Genomic DNA, 16,672 nt, shown 5'->3' with positions numbered 1-16,672 from the left:
CCTGATGGACGTATCTTTTATACTTATTACTTTACTGTTCGGGGCTGCTGCTACCTACTTTGTTGGCGATAAATGGGCCTCCAGGGCTGCATTGATTTTCAGTACGGCGGCATTTGCGGCAACCCTTTATGTAATTTACCGTTACAATTTGGGCGAAGGCGTAAGTTATGCCCAAAAATGGATAAGCAACCCACGGGTAATATTAGGCTTTCAGGCAGATGGCATGTCGTTATCAATGGTATTGCTTACCACTGCGCTAACGCCAATTATAGTACTAACCTCTTTTGGAAACCTTTTCCCAAAAAGCAGGGCTTTTTATGCGCTTATACTTTTCATGGCATTTGCAATGGCAGGTACTTTCCTTGCGGTAGATGGCATGGTTTATTACATCTTCTGGGAATTATCATTAATACCAATATATTTTATTGCACTGCGCTGGGGTAGCGGCGATGCCGAAACCAGGAAAAAAGATGTGGTTAAATTCTTTATCTACACTTTTGCAGGCTCGCTTTTTATGCTTGTAGCGTTTATATACCTGTACACAAAAGCAGGCGATTTCCTTGATATCCATCTTTACAATATTCAGCTGAGCAAAACAGAAGAGCTTTTAATATTCCTTTGCTTCTTCCTGGCTTATGCCATAAAAATACCTGTTATACCTTTCCACACATGGCAGGCTAATGTGTACCAGAAAGCACCTGCTGCGGGTACCATGCTGCTATCAGGTATTATGCTTAAAATGGCACTATACAGTATTGTAAGGTGGCAATTGCCTATTGCGCCAAATGCAGCTAACGAATACAAATACTTTTTTATAGCGCTTTGCGTTGCGGGTGTTATATATGGCTCTGTACTTGCACTTAAGCAAACCAACCTTAAAAAACTGCTTGCCTACTCATCTCTGGCTCACGTTGGGCTTATTGCTGCAGGTGCTTACACGCTTACGCTTGACGGCCTTAGAGGGGCATTCCTGCAAATGATTGCACACGGCTTTGTGGTTGTAGGATTGTTTTATGCCGCCGAAATCATATCGCGCAGGTATGGTACCGAAGAAATTTCAGAAATGGGTGGTATAAGGATACAGGCTGCAAAATTTGCCAGTATGTTCATGATACTGGTAATGGCATCAGTAGCGTTGCCTACAACATTTAACTTTATTGGTGAATTTGAACTCTTATACAGCCTTGCACAGGCCAATATATGGCTGGCAGTATTGGGCGGTACTACTATTATTCTGGGTGCTTTTTATATGCTGAGGATGTTTCAGCAGGTTATGCTTGGCGATAAAGGGAGTAAAGTGTTTGCAGATGTTACGTTTGGCGAAGGCTTTACATTCATAATCATTATTGCCGTACTGATCTTTTTCGGTCTGTACCCAAAACCGATAATAGACTTTTTGACACCTGCCTTACAAAAGGTATTACTGAACATTAACCCGATAAATTAAGCCAAGATATAAAATGAACACATTAATAGCTATTGCGGGATTAGGGATTGTTTGCCTTATAGCTGAAATTTTCAACCTCAGGAAAGCCATAGTACCCGTTACTATTATAGGGCTTATGGCAATACTTGGCCTTACCGTAAATGATTATTTTGGGCTTGGGCTTGATACTGCAAATACAGAGCGTACTGAAGCATTTTACAACAACATGATTGTAAACAACAGCTACGCCATGGCGTTTACCGGATTGTTTATAGTGCTAACTATATTTCTTGTTGCACTTACGCCTGAATTCCATAAAAACCATAAAGCAAAATTATCTGACTTTGTTGCCATAAAGCTGTTCCTGCTTGCAGGCGCTGTAGCAATGGTATCATTCGGGAACCTCGCCATGTTCTTTTTGGGTATAGAAGTACTTTCTATAGCATTATATGTGCTTGCCGCAAGCGAGCCAAAGAACATAAAAAGTAACGAGGCAGGTATGAAATACTTCCTTATGGGTGCATTTGCATCGGGAATACTTCTATTTGGTATAGCGCTTATATATGGCGCTACAGGTTCATTTGATAATACCGCCATATATGCAGCCGTGCTTACAGGTAACCTGCCGGGCTGGTTCTTTATGGGTATTGTAATGCTTAGCATAGGAGTGCTGTTTAAAATAGCCGCAGTGCCATTCCATTTTTGGGCACCTGACGTTTACCAGGGTTCTCCTGCACTAACTACCGCAACCATGAGTACACTGGCAAAAGTTGCCGCTATGGCCGCCTTCTTTAAACTGATGAGTAACCTTAACCATACTGTTCCGGGCGCATATATAACCATCATTATAATTGTATCTGTATTGAGTATGACCGTTGGTAACCTGATGGCATTAAAGCAGGACAGCGTGAAGCGTATGCTGGCATTTTCGGGTATATCTCATGCCGGGTTTATGCTTATGGTGTTCTTAAACCCTATGGTAATGAAAGGCGTGCTGCTGTATTATGCTGCAGCTTATGCCCTTGCCGGTATTGCAGCTTTTGCAGTAATACTATATGTAACCTCAGGCAAAGAAAATGAAGATGTGTACCAGTTTAACGGACTTGGCAAAACCAACCCGTTAATGGCGGCAGTACTTACCTGCTCGCTGCTTTCTATGGCGGGTATCCCGATATTCTCAGGCTTCTTCGGTAAGTTCTTCCTGTTCGAAAACGTACTTGAAAACGGTTTTGTATATGTTGTCATAGCAGGTGTAATCAACTCGATTATCAGCGTTGGTTACTACTTTAAACTTATACTGGCCATGTATAATAAAGATGCCGTAGGCGAAGCCGTAAAAGTGCCTGTATCATACAGTATTGTTGCCGTTGCGGCGATATTGCTTAACCTTGCAATAGGGCTTTACCCTGATGCGGTGCTACATCTTATAAAATAAAACAAACACATATAAATACTAAGGGCTGCCAAATGGCAGCCCTTAGTATTATAGTATCAGCTGCTACACAGCGGTATATCCGCCATCTGCAATTATATAACTGCCTGTGGTAAATGATGACTTATCCGAACTCAGGAAAACCACCAGATCAGCTATTTCTTCCGGTTTGCCCAGACGGTTCATGGGAGCCTTACCCTTAATGGCGCTAAGCGAATCCTCGTCAAGATTATCATCCAACAGCGGCGTGTGAATATAACCCGGGCCTACTGCATTGCAGCGTACGTTTTTTTGTCCATATTCAGCCGCTATGTTTTTGGTAAGCCCCACAACACCATGCTTGGCTGCTGTATAGGCGGCACTCATGGGCGCGGCAACAGTCCCGTGAATAGAAGCCATGTTAACTATACTACCGCCGACGTTTTTAACCATTTGCTCCAGTTGGTAGCGGCAGGCATAAAAAACACCGTTAAGGTTAACGGCTATAACCTTATCCCATCCCTCAACCGGATATTCGCCAGTAAGGGCAGCAGGGCCGCCTATACCGGCATTGTTACAGGCAATATCAAGCCTGCCATACTTTGCTACAATGGCTTCAACAGCCTTTTTATTATCCTCTGCCTTCGATGAGTCGGCATACACAAAAAAAGCTTCCCCTCCGGCATCTTTAATTATCTGTACGGTTGCTTCGCCGTGTTCATTATTAATATCGCTAACGGCTACTTTTGCGCCTTCTCGGGCATAGGCTACTGCTACGGCACGACCTATACCGGAACCCGCTCCGGACACAAAGGCCACCTTATCTTTAAGTAATGACATAATATATATTTTTGGTTATATCTATAAAGTTACAATACTTACAGCAAACACTTGTATATACAAATATGATTTAATATTTATTTAAGATACTAATATTTAAATCAGCATTTGATAAGATTATTTTCTTATATTGATTATATTTGCTCTTATGTTTGCCCTGATTGACTGTAATAATTTTTATGTTTCCTGCGAAAGGGTTTTTCAGCCCGAGTGGAACGGCAGGCCCGTTGTGGTACTCTCCAACAACGATGGCTGTATCATTTCGCGTTCAGAAGAAGCAAAGGCACTCGGTATAGGCATGGCTTCACCCGAGTTTAAAATCCGCGAACAGTTAAAGAAAAACGGTGTAAAAGTATTCTCGAGTAACTATTCACTCTACGGCGATATGAGCAGCCGCGTGATGGGTATAATGGAAGAATTTACTCCCAATGTAGAAAGGTATAGCATTGATGAGTCTTTTCTTAATCTTGAAGGCATACCCATAACCAATTACCATGACTACGGAATGCAGATGCGTGAAAGGGTGCTAAAGCAACTCAGCCTGCCCATATGCGTGGGCATAGCCCCTACCCGCGTACTGAGCAAAGTCGCCAACAGGATAGCCAAAAAGTTTATGGAAAAAACAAAAGGCACTTATGTAATCGATACCGAAGAAAAACGCATAAAAGCCCTCAAGTGGATAAAGATAGGCGATGTATGGGGCATTGGGCGGCGGTATGCCCGCAGGCTTGAGGCACGCAATGTAAAAACTGCCTACGACTTTGTCCAGCCGCAAATGGACGGTTGGATAAAGCGCGAAATGGGCGTTATTGGCAGGCGGCTAAAAATGGAACTCGAAGGACAGTCGGCGCTGGAACCCGACCCGATAACCGAGGTAAAGAAAAGCATTGCCACTACCCGCAGCTTCCCGAAACAGTTAGAAGATTATGACCTCATCCGCGAGCGAGTATCTACCTTTGCCACGGTAACCGCCGAGAAGCTCCGTAAGCAGGGTTCGCTCTGCCATACGGTTATTACCATGCTGGTGGCAGACAAGCACCGGATAGAAGACATAAAATACCACCACAGCCGCGCCGTTACGCTGCCCTATGCCACACAGAGTGCCATTACCATAAACACCGCCGCCATCCAGCTACTGAAGGAAATTATGGAAAGCACCGACACCCGCCGGTTTAAAAAGGCAGGCGTAATTGTAACAGGGCTGATTCCGCAGGGCAGCAAGCAGTTTAACCTGTTTATAGACGAGAACCCACGGCACAACGCCCTGATGCGCGCCATAGATAGCACCAACGGCAAAATGGGTTCGCGCATAATACGGTTCGGGACGCAGGCTGACAAGACATGGGACATGAAGCAGGAAATGCGCTCACCACGCTATACTACCAATATTAACGATATACCCACAGCAAAATGCAGGTAAAAAAACTACATAGCCCCGGGCTTACCTTTTTTAAGCCTGAAACAGAGAACACGCTCCGGCTTCCCTTTATACCCGTAGGCGTTAAGGCGGGCTTCCCCTCTCCGGCGCTCGATTTTATGGAGTATACCATAGACCTGAACAAGTATGTGGCAAAGCACCCGCACACCACGTTTTATATTAAGGCCGACGGGCACTCAATGCGGGATGCGGGCATAGATGATGGCGACATACTGGTAACCGACCGCAGCCTGGAACCCGCCAACGGCAAAATAGCCATTTGCCTGATAGACGGCGAATTTACTGTTAAGCGCCTGAAACTGGAAAACGGCAGCCTGTTCCTGATGCCCGAAAACCCGGCCTACCCCCCGCTACCCGTAACCGAAAACAGCCAGTTTAGCGTTTGGGGAATTGTTACGTTTGTAATTAAATCTCTGTAAACCAACAGATTTAACACCAACCTAACCGATTATAATTGTACATTTGCGCCCTTTAAGCCAAACTGCCATATAAACAGGCAATTATAATACGGAGTATATGAACATGAAAAAAATTGTTGAGTATCGCAAGCTGCTCAACGTTACCAAAGCAGCCACACTAAAGGAGCTGAAGACCATTTACAGGAACAGCATGAAGGAATGCCACCCGGATACCTGCACTACCGATGAGGAAACACTTGCCGCCGAAGAACAAAGTAAGGCGATAATTGAAGCCTACCACTTTTTGGTGAGCGTTGCCCCGGAAACACTGGATAAGACCAAAGCCGAATATACCAAGACCACAACCACCAGCGGCATACTCGACTTTTATATGGAAAACCAGGCGTTGTACATAAACTTTGTGGATGGTAGCTGCTACGAGTATTTTGGTGTGCCCAAAAACACCTATATAAAAATGATAAACGCCGAGTCACCTGCACGTTTTGCCCGCAGGCACATTTATGGCACCTACCTGTACCGCAGCGCCGTTAAGATTGTAGCGGAAGTTTAATATAAAGAGTGTTTGTCATTCTGAACGGAATGTAATGGAGTGAAGAATCTCAATCAAGAGTAAGAGATTCTTCCTTCGTCAGAATGACAAACTTTTTCTATTTTATTACCAGCATAGGCTTTATATCATTAAAAAAGTTAGCCAATACACGCTTCTTAGCTTCAAATTTTTCTTCATCAGATCCTGTCTTCCACAAATCGTGCTTCGAGTCTTTATAAATATAAGCTTTATTAGAAGCTCTGTTCCAATAGAACTTAAATGCAGGATACATAAATTCTCCTAAAATGTTCGAAAAATTAGAATGAATATTTTGCAACATATACTCTGGGAAACTAAAATAAATAGTTATCCTGTAATCAATACTTACATCTATCCTGTCGTAATAATTTTTACAATAAGCAAGTAAATTACCATCTATACTAACAGGCTCAAAAAGCTTATTGATAAAGTATTTATTTTGAAGTTGGCAAAATTCTAATGTCTTTTCAAAATCAGTCTTTATAATATCCAATTCAAATCCGTTTTCAATTGTATCTCTTGCAGGCTTCTCCATTTCAGAAGCCTTAATTATCTCCCGGATTTCATCTATTGCATCTTTAAAAATCTGTTCATCATCAGCATTACCCCAAGTGTCATTACAATCTACATCACATTTGTGTAGCAAAACTCCCATCTCTCTATTATTCTTTTCGGAATATTCATACAGGTTCATAGAACCGATAATAAGATATTTCTCATTATAATAACACTTTGCATGCAGATTGGGATGATGCAGCAAATTAAGATTATCAAGGCTTGAAAGCCGCTCTCTTACTTTGTCGTTCAGTTTATTTTCTCTGTAAATTATAACTGTCTCTACTCCCCTATCATTAGCATTTAAAAGCTTGTAAAAAATATCGTCCGATATATTAATGTACGGTGCTAAAATGATCAACTCTTTTTCTGTTTCATCAATAAGCTTTCCTATCCACTCAGATAACAAGGGAGTATTTAAAAATTTAGCCATTTAAAATTGTTTGGAAGGCAAAAGTACTTATTTTTAAACTTAACATCAACCCATACCCACTTCCCAAACTTCCCCTTTCCTCAAACGTTTTCTTTTACCTATCTTTACGGCACCTAAACATTTTGCACATGAGTAACGCTTACAAACTTACGGTAAACGGGGGCACCGCCTTTGATGTTACCGAAGAGGGGCTTTCGCAGCTAGACGCTATCAGCACAGGGCCCGCGCACTACCACATACTTAAAGGCAAAAAGCCTTATAAAGCGGCAGTTACCCACGCCGACTTCCTCGCAAAACAATATACCGTAACCGTTAACAACAACTCCTACACTGTAGATATTGCCACAGCACTCGACCAGCTTATAAAAGCTATGGGCTTTGAGGTAGGCGCATCTAAACAGGTAAACGAAATAAAAGCGCCCATACCGGGGCTTATACTGGAGATAAACGTTACCGTAGGGCAGGAAGTAAAAGAAAACGACAACCTTTTAATACTGGAAGCCATGAAAATGGAAAACACCTTTCAGTCGCCGCGCGCGGGCGTTATCAAGTCCATTGCAGTGAGCAAGGGCGACGCGGTAGATAAAGGCCAGTTACTAATAGAATTTGAATAGCACCATGAAAAAGATACTTGTAGCCAACAGGGGCGAAATTGCCATAAGGGTAATGCAAACGGCAAAAAAAATGGGCATTAAAACCGTTGCCGTTTTCAGTACTGCCGACAGGAATGCGCCCCACGTAAAATTTGCCGACGAGGCCGTTTGCATAGGCGAAGCGCCATCGAGCCAGTCGTACCTTTTGGGCGATAAGATAATAGAAGTAGCCAAAGAGCTTAACGTAGACGGAATCCATCCCGGTTACGGGTTTTTGAGCGAAAACGCCAACTTTGCCGAAGCGGTAGAACGCGCAGGGATTACGTTTATAGGCCCGCGCAGCAAAGCCATAAAAATTATGGGCAGCAAGCTGGCAGCCAAAGATGCCGTTAAGGCATATGACATACCCATGGTTCCCGGTATAGACGAAGCCATTACCGATGTAGAGAAAGCCAAAAAAGCCGCTGTAGAAATAGGCTTCCCGATACTGATAAAGGCATCGGCAGGCGGCGGCGGTAAGGGTATGCGTGTAGTTAACGAAGAAAAAGATTTTGTTCCGCAAATGGAACGCGCCATAAGCGAGGCTACCTCGGCCTTTGGCGATGGCTCTGTTTTCATAGAAAAATATGTAGGCTCTCCGCGCCATATCGAAATACAGGTAATGGCCGACAGCCACGGCAATATACTCTACCTGTTTGAGCGCGAGTGCAGCATTCAGCGCCGCCACCAAAAAGTGGTGGAAGAAGCGCCAAGCGCAGTACTTACACCGGAAATACGCCAAAAAATGGGCGAGGCAGCCGTTAAGGTTGCCAAAGCCTGCGACTATCTGGGTGCCGGTACGGTTGAGTTCCTTTTAGATGAGAATAAGAATTTCTACTTCCTGGAAATGAACACCCGCCTGCAGGTAGAGCACCCGGTTACCGAAATGATAACGGGGCTAGACCTTGTAGAGCTTCAGATAAAGATAGCCCGTGGCGAGAAGATGGACATCAAACAGGAAGACCTTACCATAAAAGGCCACGCGCTGGAACTGCGCGTTTATGCCGAAGACCCGCTTAACGACTTCGCGCCAAGCGTGGGCCACCTTGATGTGTACCAGCTACCAGTGGGCGAAGGTATTCGTGTGGATAACGGTTTTGAGCAGGGAATGGATGTGCCAATTTATTATGACCCGATGCTTGCGAAGCTCATCACTTACGGTAAAACCCGCGAGGAAGCTATAGAACTGATGATAGAAGCCATTGCCGATTATAAGGTTGAAGGCGTGAGCACTACCCTGCCGTTCGGTACGTTTGTGTGCGAGCATGAGGCTTTCCGCAGTGGCGATTTCGATACCCATTTTGTAAAGAAATACTACGATGCCGAAAAGCTGAAAGGGCAAATGGATACCGAAGCTGAAATAGCGGCTTATATTGCCCTGAAGCAATACCTGGAAGACCGTAAAGTGTTAAGACTCCCAATACAGTAAACCCATGGAAGACAAAATAAAAGTATTAAACGATAAGATAGCCGAAGCCCGACTGGGCGGCGGACAAAAGAGGATTGAAAAGCAGCACGAAAAGAAAAAGCTTACAGCCCGCGAGCGTGTAGAATACCTGATGGACGAAGGCTCTTTTGAAGAGATAGGTATGCTGGTTACCCACCGCACTACTGATTTCGGGATGGAGAAACAGCAGTACTTAGGCGATGGTGTTATTACAGGCTATGGCACTGTAAACGGCAGGCTGGTATATGTTTTTGCGCAGGACTTTACCGTTTTTGGCGGGGCACTATCAGAAACCCACGCCGAAAAAATATGCAAGGTTATGGATATGGCACTCAGGAATGGTGCCCCCATGATTGGCCTTAACGATTCGGGCGGAGCACGTATTCAGGAAGGCGTGCGCTCGCTTGGTGGCTATGCCGATATTTTTTATCGCAACGTGCAGAGCAGCGGTGTAATTCCGCAAATATCAGCCATAATGGGCCCTTGTGCGGGTGGCGCGGTATACTCTCCCGCCATGACCGACTTTACCATGATGGTAGAAAATACCAGTTATATGTTTGTTACCGGGCCAAACGTAGTAAAAACCGTAACCAACGAAACCGTAACCAGCGAAGAGTTGGGCGGGGCGAGTACTCATAGTACAAAATCGGGGGTGGCGCATATTACTTCGGCTAACGATGTAGAGTGTTTGGAAGATGTAAAAAGGCTATTGAGCTACCTGCCGCAAAACAACAGAGAAACCACACCAAAGCTGGAGTTTAACCCGGCTGATGAAATACGCGATCAGCTTTCGGACATTATCCCGGACAGCGCCAACAAGCCGTATGACATGCACAAAGTTATAAGCGGCATTATAGATGAAGATTCGTTTTACGAGATACATAAAAACTACGCAGAGAATATTATAGTAGGCTTTGCCCGCCTTGGCGGCCGCAGCATAGGCATAGTGGCCAACCAGCCGATGCACCTTGCCGGCGTGCTGGATGTAAACAGCTCGGTAAAAGCAGCACGGTTTACCCGTTTTTGCGATTGTTTCAACATCCCGCTGTTGGTACTGGTAGATGTACCGGGCTTCCTTCCGGGCACTAACCAGGAGTGGAACGGTATTATAGTACATGGTGCAAAACTGCTGTATGCACTTAGCGAAGCGACCGTTCCGCGTGTTACCGTAATTACCCGTAAGGCTTATGGTGGTGCGTATGACGTGATGAACTCGAAACACATTGGCGCTGATATGAACTTTGCATGGCCAACGGCTGAAATTGCGGTTATGGGTGCAAAGGGCGCAAGTGAGATCATTTTTAAAAGAGAAATATCAGAAGCGGAAGACCCGGCAGCCAAATTATTGGAAAAAGAAGCCGAATATGCCGAAAAGTTTGCCAACCCATACAGGGCAGCGCAACGCGGCTTTATAGACGAGGTTATCCTGCCGAAAGATACCCGCAGGAAGCTGATAAAAGCTTTCAGCATGCTTGAGAATAAAAAAGTGGAAACGCCGCAACGCAAACACGGTAACATTCCGTTGTAAAAATAAAAAAAGCTGTTTCAGATGAAACAGCTTTTTTTGTACCTGGAGTGGGAATCGAACCCACACACCGTAGTACACGAGTTTGAGTCGTGCGCGTCTACCAATTCCGCCATCCAGGCGTTAGCATTAAGTGGGTGCAAATGTAAAAAATATTATTTAAATTCGGGAAAATAACATCATAAATTACTTCCGTACTTAAATTAAATTCCTAAATTTGCACCTCGTTACACAACACAACACTAACTAACTACAAAACAAGCGATTAAAAAATGTCATACCACGAGCCGGAAGCAAAGATATTTGCATGTTCTCAAAGTGTGTACCTTGCCGAAAAAATAGCCAAAAGCTATGGTGTTGAGCTGGGTAAAATTACGATTTCAAAGTACAGCGACGGTGAGTTTCAGCCATCGTTTGAGGAGTCTATCAGGGGGTTAAGGGTATTTTTAATATGCTCTACCTTTCCGAGCACGGATAACCTGATGGAATTGTTACTAATGATTGATGCCGCAAAAAGGGCTTCAGCAAGGCACATAACCGCCGTTATACCTTATTTTGGATGGGCAAGGCAGGACAGGAAAGATAAGCCACGTGTGCCGATAGGTGCAAAGCTGGTTGCCAAGCTGCTTGAAGCGGCAGGTGCAACAAGGATAATGACGATGGATTTGCATGCCGACCAGATACAGGGCTTTTTTGAAAAACCGGTTGACCATTTGTTTGCATCAACTATATTCCTGCAGCATGTTAAGGATATGAAGCTGGACAACCTGACAATAGCTTCGCCGGATATGGGAGGTTCTAAGAGGGCTTATGCCTACTCTAAGTTCCTTGGGTCTGACGTGGTGATATGCTATAAGCACCGCAAGGCTGCCAACGTGGTAGAAGGCATGGAGCTTATAGGTGAGGTTAAGGGCCGCAATGTAATATTGGTGGATGACATGGTTGATACCGGTGGCACACTGACCAAAGCGGCAGACATGATGATGGAAAGGGGCGCAATAAGTGTTAGGGCTATATGCACGCACGCGATATTATCGGGTGATGCTTATGAAAAGATTGAAAAATCGCAGATTACGGAACTTATTGTTACCGACAGTATTCCGCTGAAAAAGCAAAGCAGCAAGATACGCGTGGTTACCTGCGCCGACCTGTTTGCCGATGTTATGCACAAAGTGCACAGCAACAGCTCTATAAGCGGCAATTTTTTAATGTAGAATTTTATTTATTAACTATATAATTTTTTGTAATGAAATCAATTACGATCAAAGGATCTGAAAGAGAAAGCGTGGGCAAAGCGGCAACGCGTGCGGCACGTAATGCTGGAATGGTTCCTTGCGTGTTATACGGAGGAGAACAACCAGTACATTTTGTAGCAGAAGACAAGGCTTTTAAAAACCTGGTTTACACTCCTAACGTGCACACTGTGGTAATTGACCTTGAAGGCGGCAAGCAATTTAACGCTATCCTGCAGGATATACAGTTTCACCCGGTAAACGACCAAATCCTTCACATCGATTTCTACCAGCTTCACGAAGACAAGGAAATCACAATGGATGTTCCTGTAAAAGTTGTTGGTAAATCTAAAGGTGTTATGGCCGGTGGCGTACTTCGCCTTAACCAGCGTAAACTTAAAGTGCGTGCACTTCCTGCAAACCTTCCTGACTTTATAGAGGCTGATATTACAGACCTTGAAATGGGTAACAAGCTTTACATAACTAAGCTTCCTCAGGAAAACTATAAACTGCTTCAGCCGGAAAACACTGTTGTAGCTCAGGTACGTATCTCTCGTGCGGCTATGAAAGCTGCCCAGGAGGCTGCAAAAGCTGCAAAAGGCGGACCAGCAAAAGGAAAGAAAAAATAATTTATCTTACCTCATATATAGAAAGCGCTCCATTATGGGGCGCTTTTTTTATGACTCTGCGATACCCCCGCAGGATAGCTGCACGCCTGTTTTAAAATGAAATGAAACTATTATCTTTGCCTTCATGAAATGGCTTACCAATCTTTTTAAGAAAGAAGCACAAGAAGAAGCAGACCCAATGAAGAAATATCTTATTGCAGGGCTGGGCAATCCCGGCGCTGAATATGTAAACACACGACATAATATAGGCTTTAAAGTACTGGACAGGCTGGCGCAACAGGAAGGAACCGATTTTACTACCGCTAAACTGGGGGCAATGGCAGAAGTAAAGCTAAAAGGCCGCACAGTTTACCTGTTGAAGCCAAATACGTATATGAACCTTAGCGGCAAAGCCATTAAGTACTGGCTGGATCAGGAAAAGATACCGTTAGAAAATTTGCTGGTTGTTACCGATGACCTTAACATACCATTTGGCACTATACGTATTAAAGCCAAAGGCAGCGATGGCGGACATAACGGCCTTAAAAGTATTCAGCAGGTACTTACTACTACTGAATATGCACGCTTTCGTTTTGGTATTAGCGATGCTTTTAAAAAAGGGCAACAGGTCAACTATGTTTTAGGAGAATGGGACGAAGAGGAAAAAGCGAAACTTTCGGAAAGGCTTGACACCTCATCTGAAGCAATAAAATCTTTTGTACTGTCAGGGCTGCCTAATACAATGAGTAGTTTTAACGGCAAGTAATTTGCTGTAGCCCAAAATAAAAAAGCGGCCCGAAAAACTTCGGACCGCTTTTTTTCAAACTTTACATTATCTAATTTACTATCACTTTCTTTGTAACGCTCCTTTCACCATCCTGGAGGGTAACAAGGTAAATTCCTGCTTCTGCATTGCCAAGTGAAACAACCTGTTCGGTTTGCGTGGTATATTTCTGGTTTATCAGTTGCCTTCCCCTTATATCGTAAACTGTTATATAAACATCACCCTCTTCTTTTGGTGTGTAGCGTATTGTAAAGCTCCCGTTATTAGGGTTAGGGTAGAGTATAAAATCTGTTAACTGATTTTGCTCTGTAGCCAGTGGCGCTTCCTGTACAGTACAAATTGTAAGGCCCCACCCATTTATAGCTCCTCCATCCGCCGGAAAGCTGTCCGTTATCTGCAATGTCCATACTCCGGCCGCAGGCTCTCCGTTTAATGCAGATAGCGCCTCGTCCGGCATAATAATACCCGATATGGCAGGATCAATACCACAATTCAGCGGGCTGCCATCATCATCAAACGTAGCAAAAACATTATCCTGGTCGCCACATTCATCACTGAAAAGCTGAACGGTTGTACCCTGAGGGCTTATCAGTACTGCTGTTAAATCTGTTACCCAGGTATGGTTGATATCAAGGCTAACACTTATTTTTTGTATAGAACCTTCAGCCGTAAGCGCCAGGACAGAGCTTACATCTCCTGCATCCTCATCCGGAATTACAACAGGCACATCGGCAGATGCATACGGATTACATTCGGTTATACCAGTTATAAACATATTTGCCTCACCATAACTACCGGAGCAGCCTGTATTAACAGGGCGCACCCGCCAGTAGTATATGTTAGCCTCCTCAAGCAGCGCTGTATAACTCGTTTCCTGAACTGTGGCATTAGCTACAATATTTTCAAAAGCCTCATCACCGGCAACCTCAATTTCATAGCCGATTGCATTTGCGACAGCTGTCCAGTTAAAACTTACCTGATTAAATACTGCGTTATCACCGTTGGCAGGTGCCGTAAGTGTGATTGATCCAAAATCAGTATCGAGCAGGTCGAGATATACATTAGCTGCTTTTATAACGCTGCCCGAAGTTGCCAGTACATTCAGCGTATAAAAACCGGGAGATACAGTTTCAGGAGATGTAACAGTCATGGTTACTACAGTTCCGTCAGCGGTTGCGGTTGCAGGGTTAAAAGTAACGGTAGAGCCTGCAGGGTTACCTGTTGCTGAAAACGTGGTTGTACCTGTAAAGCCTGCATAGGCATTATATATAAAACTATAGCTGGTTTGCGCACCAATACAGCTTGTACTGTTTTGTTGCCCCTCAACAGTTATTGCCATCGTCTGCTCGGGTGCGTTGATGGTAAAGTTACTATTGCCTAAATCGTAAAAAATATTTTGATGCCCCTTAACCATAATACGGTTATCTGTACCTGTGCTGTTAGGTATGGTAACTATTTCAGTACCATCGTTAGGCACTTTAGATGCCAGTATTACAGGATAGGTAAAACCTCCGTCTGTAGAAAGATATATATCCACATAAGGTGTGTTTACACCATTGGCTGTAGTCCCGGCTACATTCCATGTTATACTATGGTTGCTGCCCGCAAGCCACGAAACATTATTGTTAGGCGATGTAACAGCAAACGGCCCTGCCGTGCCGGATACATTTACCTTCATAAAATCGGCAACTACCTGCCCGCCGAGTATATTATTATCGCGTACGGTAAAGGCGAAGTTATATTCGCGCGCTACATTGGCAACAACTTCCCATGTCGGGGTAATGTTATTATTCAGTACTTCTTCTATATCCGGCATGTAGCGTTGCGGTACTTCTTTGCTTGGTAATGAGCGGAAATTTGGCCCTTCGGCAGATTCCGGTACCGGAGGCTGCTCGCTTATTTCATTATCCATTTGTTCCCAGTTGTAGGTCATGGCATCGCTATTGGCATCTGTTGCAGTACCCGAAAGTATAAATGCAGTGCCGCGCGGAATGGTATAATCAGCCCCTGCATCAACAACAGGCGGAATATTGCCCGTTACCACGCTTTCGGCACAGTTGCCACCCGTACTTATAAAAGCCGACATTTCGGCAATGCTGTTGGCATGGAAGTGGGCATCGCTATTGCTCTGTACATTAGGCGGACAAATACCTGCATAGGCCATGATAGTTGTACCACTGCCGGGTTCATAGGCATTATCGTTGCTCCTGTTGCCCCCGCATGAGTTATTAAAGCTGTGGTTACCCCCAAACTGGTGCCCCATTTCGTGCGCTACATAATCTATATCAAACGGGTCGCCCACAGGAGACGGCAGGCCTGTAATACCTCTTGCCTTGCTGCCGGAGCACGGCGAGAATAACTGGGCTACGCCACCGCCGCCTGTACTTACCGTATGGCCTATATCATAATTATCAAAACCAATTACCTCATCTATAACTTCCTGGCTTTGGTCAAGCAGTACAAAGCCTTCGTTTTCATTATTAAATTCATCCGATTCTATAAATATCAGTTCATCATTGTTCGGAATCAGTTCTAATGTTATAGAAAGGTCACGTTCATACACACTGTTAACCCTTGTAACGGTAATATTCATTGCCGCAAGTACGGCAGCCTTCTGTTCTTCAAGCGGTGCATCTGTAAGACCTGCTGCATTTATATGAAATGCGGCATACTCTATAGTACACGCCATTGCAAGGCGGTAGGTGCGCAGCACTCCATCGGTAGATTGTGCGCTTAATGGCGTAAAGGCACTTTTGGTATTGGGTTCGGCTGTATCGGTAACACCACAATGAAATGAGCGTGATGTACTTAAGCCTTCACGCTTGTACACAATATAGTATTGTAAATCTGTTGTATAAGGGTCGGTGTAAGTGGTACCGCCTGTAGCCAGTGCCATATTATGAAGCCCAAATGGTGTAATGCTAAACCGTATTGTGCCAGCAGGATCTTCTACCCCCTGTCCTACATAGCTTTTTATACCGGGATATTTAGCTGATAATTCAGCATCCATAACCGGAGCTTCATAAATCCGATATTGTTTTACTATTCCGTCCGCATCCGGAAAGGGAAGCACAAGCTGGCTTATCCCGCCGCTGCCCCTTAAAGGTGCCTGCTGCAATAGCTGCTCAAGGTTATTTAAGTTTAAATGGTAAATGCTGAAATGCTTTGGCACAGATGCCCTTTCCAGCTTTTGAAGCCCCGAAACATCTTTATCGGAAGCACGCTCCCAGAGGTTTTGCTGCGCCGTTGCAGGAAGTATTGCCAAGAGGCAAATAGTTAAAAATAGTTTTCTGATCATTTTTCCCGTTGTTAAAGTTCACGAATATAATAAATTATGACATGTTTGAGGCTTTG

At 44.3% G+C, this 16,672-nt stretch carries 14 protein-coding genes and 1 tRNA gene; 11 read left to right on the top strand and 4 right to left on the bottom strand.

Annotated features, from left to right (window positions below):
* Window positions 1–4 precede the first annotated feature (4 nt).
* Both Q0K96_RS10385 and Q0K96_RS10380 read left to right on the top strand, forming a co-directional pair.
* The gene (locus Q0K96_RS10385; RefSeq protein WP_297333926.1) at window positions 5–1,447 is read left to right on the top strand and encodes an NADH-quinone oxidoreductase subunit M; all 1,443 of its coding nucleotides are present in this window, start codon (window positions 5–7) and stop codon (window positions 1,445–1,447) included.
* 13 nt (window positions 1,448–1,460) lie between these two features.
* Complete coding sequence (locus Q0K96_RS10380; RefSeq protein ID WP_297333925.1) at window positions 1,461–2,861, top strand: NADH-quinone oxidoreductase subunit N; 1,401 nt, start codon at window positions 1,461–1,463, stop codon at window positions 2,859–2,861.
* Window positions 2,862–2,924: 63 nt separating this feature from the next.
* On the opposite strand, the gene Q0K96_RS10375 is transcribed toward Q0K96_RS10380, so the two are convergent.
* On the bottom strand, window positions 2,925–3,677 hold the full coding sequence (locus tag Q0K96_RS10375; RefSeq protein WP_297333924.1) for an SDR family oxidoreductase: 753 nt from the start codon (window positions 3,675–3,677) through the stop codon (window positions 2,925–2,927).
* Window positions 3,678–3,825: 148 nt separating this feature from the next.
* On the opposite strand from Q0K96_RS10375, the gene Q0K96_RS10370 reads away from it, so the two are divergent.
* The 3 genes from Q0K96_RS10370 (at window position 3,826) to Q0K96_RS10360 (ending at window position 6,084) form a co-directional block, all read left to right on the top strand.
* On the top strand, window positions 3,826–5,097 hold the full coding sequence (locus Q0K96_RS10370; RefSeq protein WP_297333923.1) for a Y-family DNA polymerase: 1,272 nt from the start codon (window positions 3,826–3,828) through the stop codon (window positions 5,095–5,097).
* The gene (gene umuD / locus Q0K96_RS10365; protein ID WP_297333922.1) at window positions 5,088–5,534 is read left to right on the top strand and encodes a translesion error-prone DNA polymerase V autoproteolytic subunit; all 447 of its coding nucleotides are present in this window, start codon (window positions 5,088–5,090) and stop codon (window positions 5,532–5,534) included. The genes Q0K96_RS10370 and umuD overlap by 10 nt, the downstream gene beginning before the upstream one ends.
* 103 nt (window positions 5,535–5,637) lie before the next feature.
* Window positions 5,638–6,084: a KTSC domain-containing protein gene (locus Q0K96_RS10360; RefSeq protein ID WP_297333921.1), complete on the top strand. Its 447-nt coding sequence runs from the start codon at window positions 5,638–5,640 to the stop codon at window positions 6,082–6,084.
* 97 nt (window positions 6,085–6,181) lie between these two features.
* On the opposite strand, the gene Q0K96_RS10355 is transcribed toward Q0K96_RS10360, so the two are convergent.
* Window positions 6,182–7,090, bottom strand: coding sequence for a phospholipase D family protein (locus tag Q0K96_RS10355; RefSeq protein WP_297333920.1), 909 nt, complete (start codon window positions 7,088–7,090; stop codon window positions 6,182–6,184).
* Between the two features lie 128 nt (window positions 7,091–7,218).
* Here Q0K96_RS10355 and Q0K96_RS10350 point away from each other — a divergent pair, with 128 nt between their 5' ends.
* Genes Q0K96_RS10350 through Q0K96_RS10340 form a run of 3 tightly spaced genes read left to right on the top strand, consistent with a single transcriptional unit; the run spans window position 7,219 to window position 10,697 of the window.
* Window positions 7,219–7,704 (top strand): acetyl-CoA carboxylase biotin carboxyl carrier protein subunit, encoded by a 486-nt coding sequence (locus Q0K96_RS10350; RefSeq protein ID WP_297333919.1) that lies wholly within the window; start codon window positions 7,219–7,221, stop codon window positions 7,702–7,704.
* 4 nt (window positions 7,705–7,708) lie between these two features.
* A complete protein-coding gene (gene accC / locus Q0K96_RS10345) occupies window positions 7,709–9,151 on the top strand; it encodes an acetyl-CoA carboxylase biotin carboxylase subunit (protein WP_297333918.1) in 1,443 nt (480 codons plus the stop codon).
* 4 nt (window positions 9,152–9,155) lie between these two features.
* Window positions 9,156–10,697 carry an acyl-CoA carboxylase subunit beta gene (locus Q0K96_RS10340; RefSeq protein ID WP_297333917.1) on the top strand — a complete coding sequence of 514 codons (1,542 nt, stop codon included), beginning with the start codon at window positions 9,156–9,158 and terminating at the stop codon, window positions 10,695–10,697.
* 39 nt (window positions 10,698–10,736) lie between these two features.
* Here Q0K96_RS10340 and Q0K96_RS10335 read toward each other — a convergent pair.
* Window positions 10,737–10,816, bottom strand: a tRNA-Leu gene (locus Q0K96_RS10335).
* A gap of 150 nt (window positions 10,817–10,966) precedes the next feature.
* Between Q0K96_RS10335 and Q0K96_RS10330 the strand changes: the two genes are divergently transcribed.
* From Q0K96_RS10330 to pth, 3 genes are all read left to right on the top strand, one after another.
* Window positions 10,967–11,908, top strand: a complete 942-nt coding sequence (locus Q0K96_RS10330) for a ribose-phosphate pyrophosphokinase (RefSeq protein ID WP_297333916.1) — start codon at window positions 10,967–10,969, stop codon at window positions 11,906–11,908.
* A gap of 32 nt (window positions 11,909–11,940) precedes the next feature.
* A complete protein-coding gene (locus tag Q0K96_RS10325; protein WP_297333915.1) occupies window positions 11,941–12,555 on the top strand; it encodes a 50S ribosomal protein L25/general stress protein Ctc in 615 nt (204 codons plus the stop codon).
* Between the two features lie 124 nt (window positions 12,556–12,679).
* Window positions 12,680–13,300: an aminoacyl-tRNA hydrolase gene (gene pth / locus Q0K96_RS10320; protein WP_297333914.1), complete on the top strand. Its 621-nt coding sequence runs from the start codon at window positions 12,680–12,682 to the stop codon at window positions 13,298–13,300.
* A 70-nt stretch (window positions 13,301–13,370) separates the two neighbouring features.
* On the opposite strand, the gene Q0K96_RS10315 is transcribed toward pth, so the two are convergent.
* Window positions 13,371–16,616, bottom strand: coding sequence for a reprolysin-like metallopeptidase (locus Q0K96_RS10315; RefSeq protein ID WP_297333913.1), 3,246 nt, complete (start codon window positions 16,614–16,616; stop codon window positions 13,371–13,373).
* Window positions 16,617–16,672: the final 56 nt, after the last annotated feature.

Origin of the sequence: Flavobacterium sp. (assembly GCF_024305175.1) — a bacterium.
Classification (GTDB): Bacteria; Bacteroidota; Bacteroidia; order Flavobacteriales; family Flavobacteriaceae; genus Flavobacterium.
The sequence above is the reverse complement of the archived record's forward strand: the minus strand, read 5'-3'. Positions and strand labels throughout refer to the sequence as shown.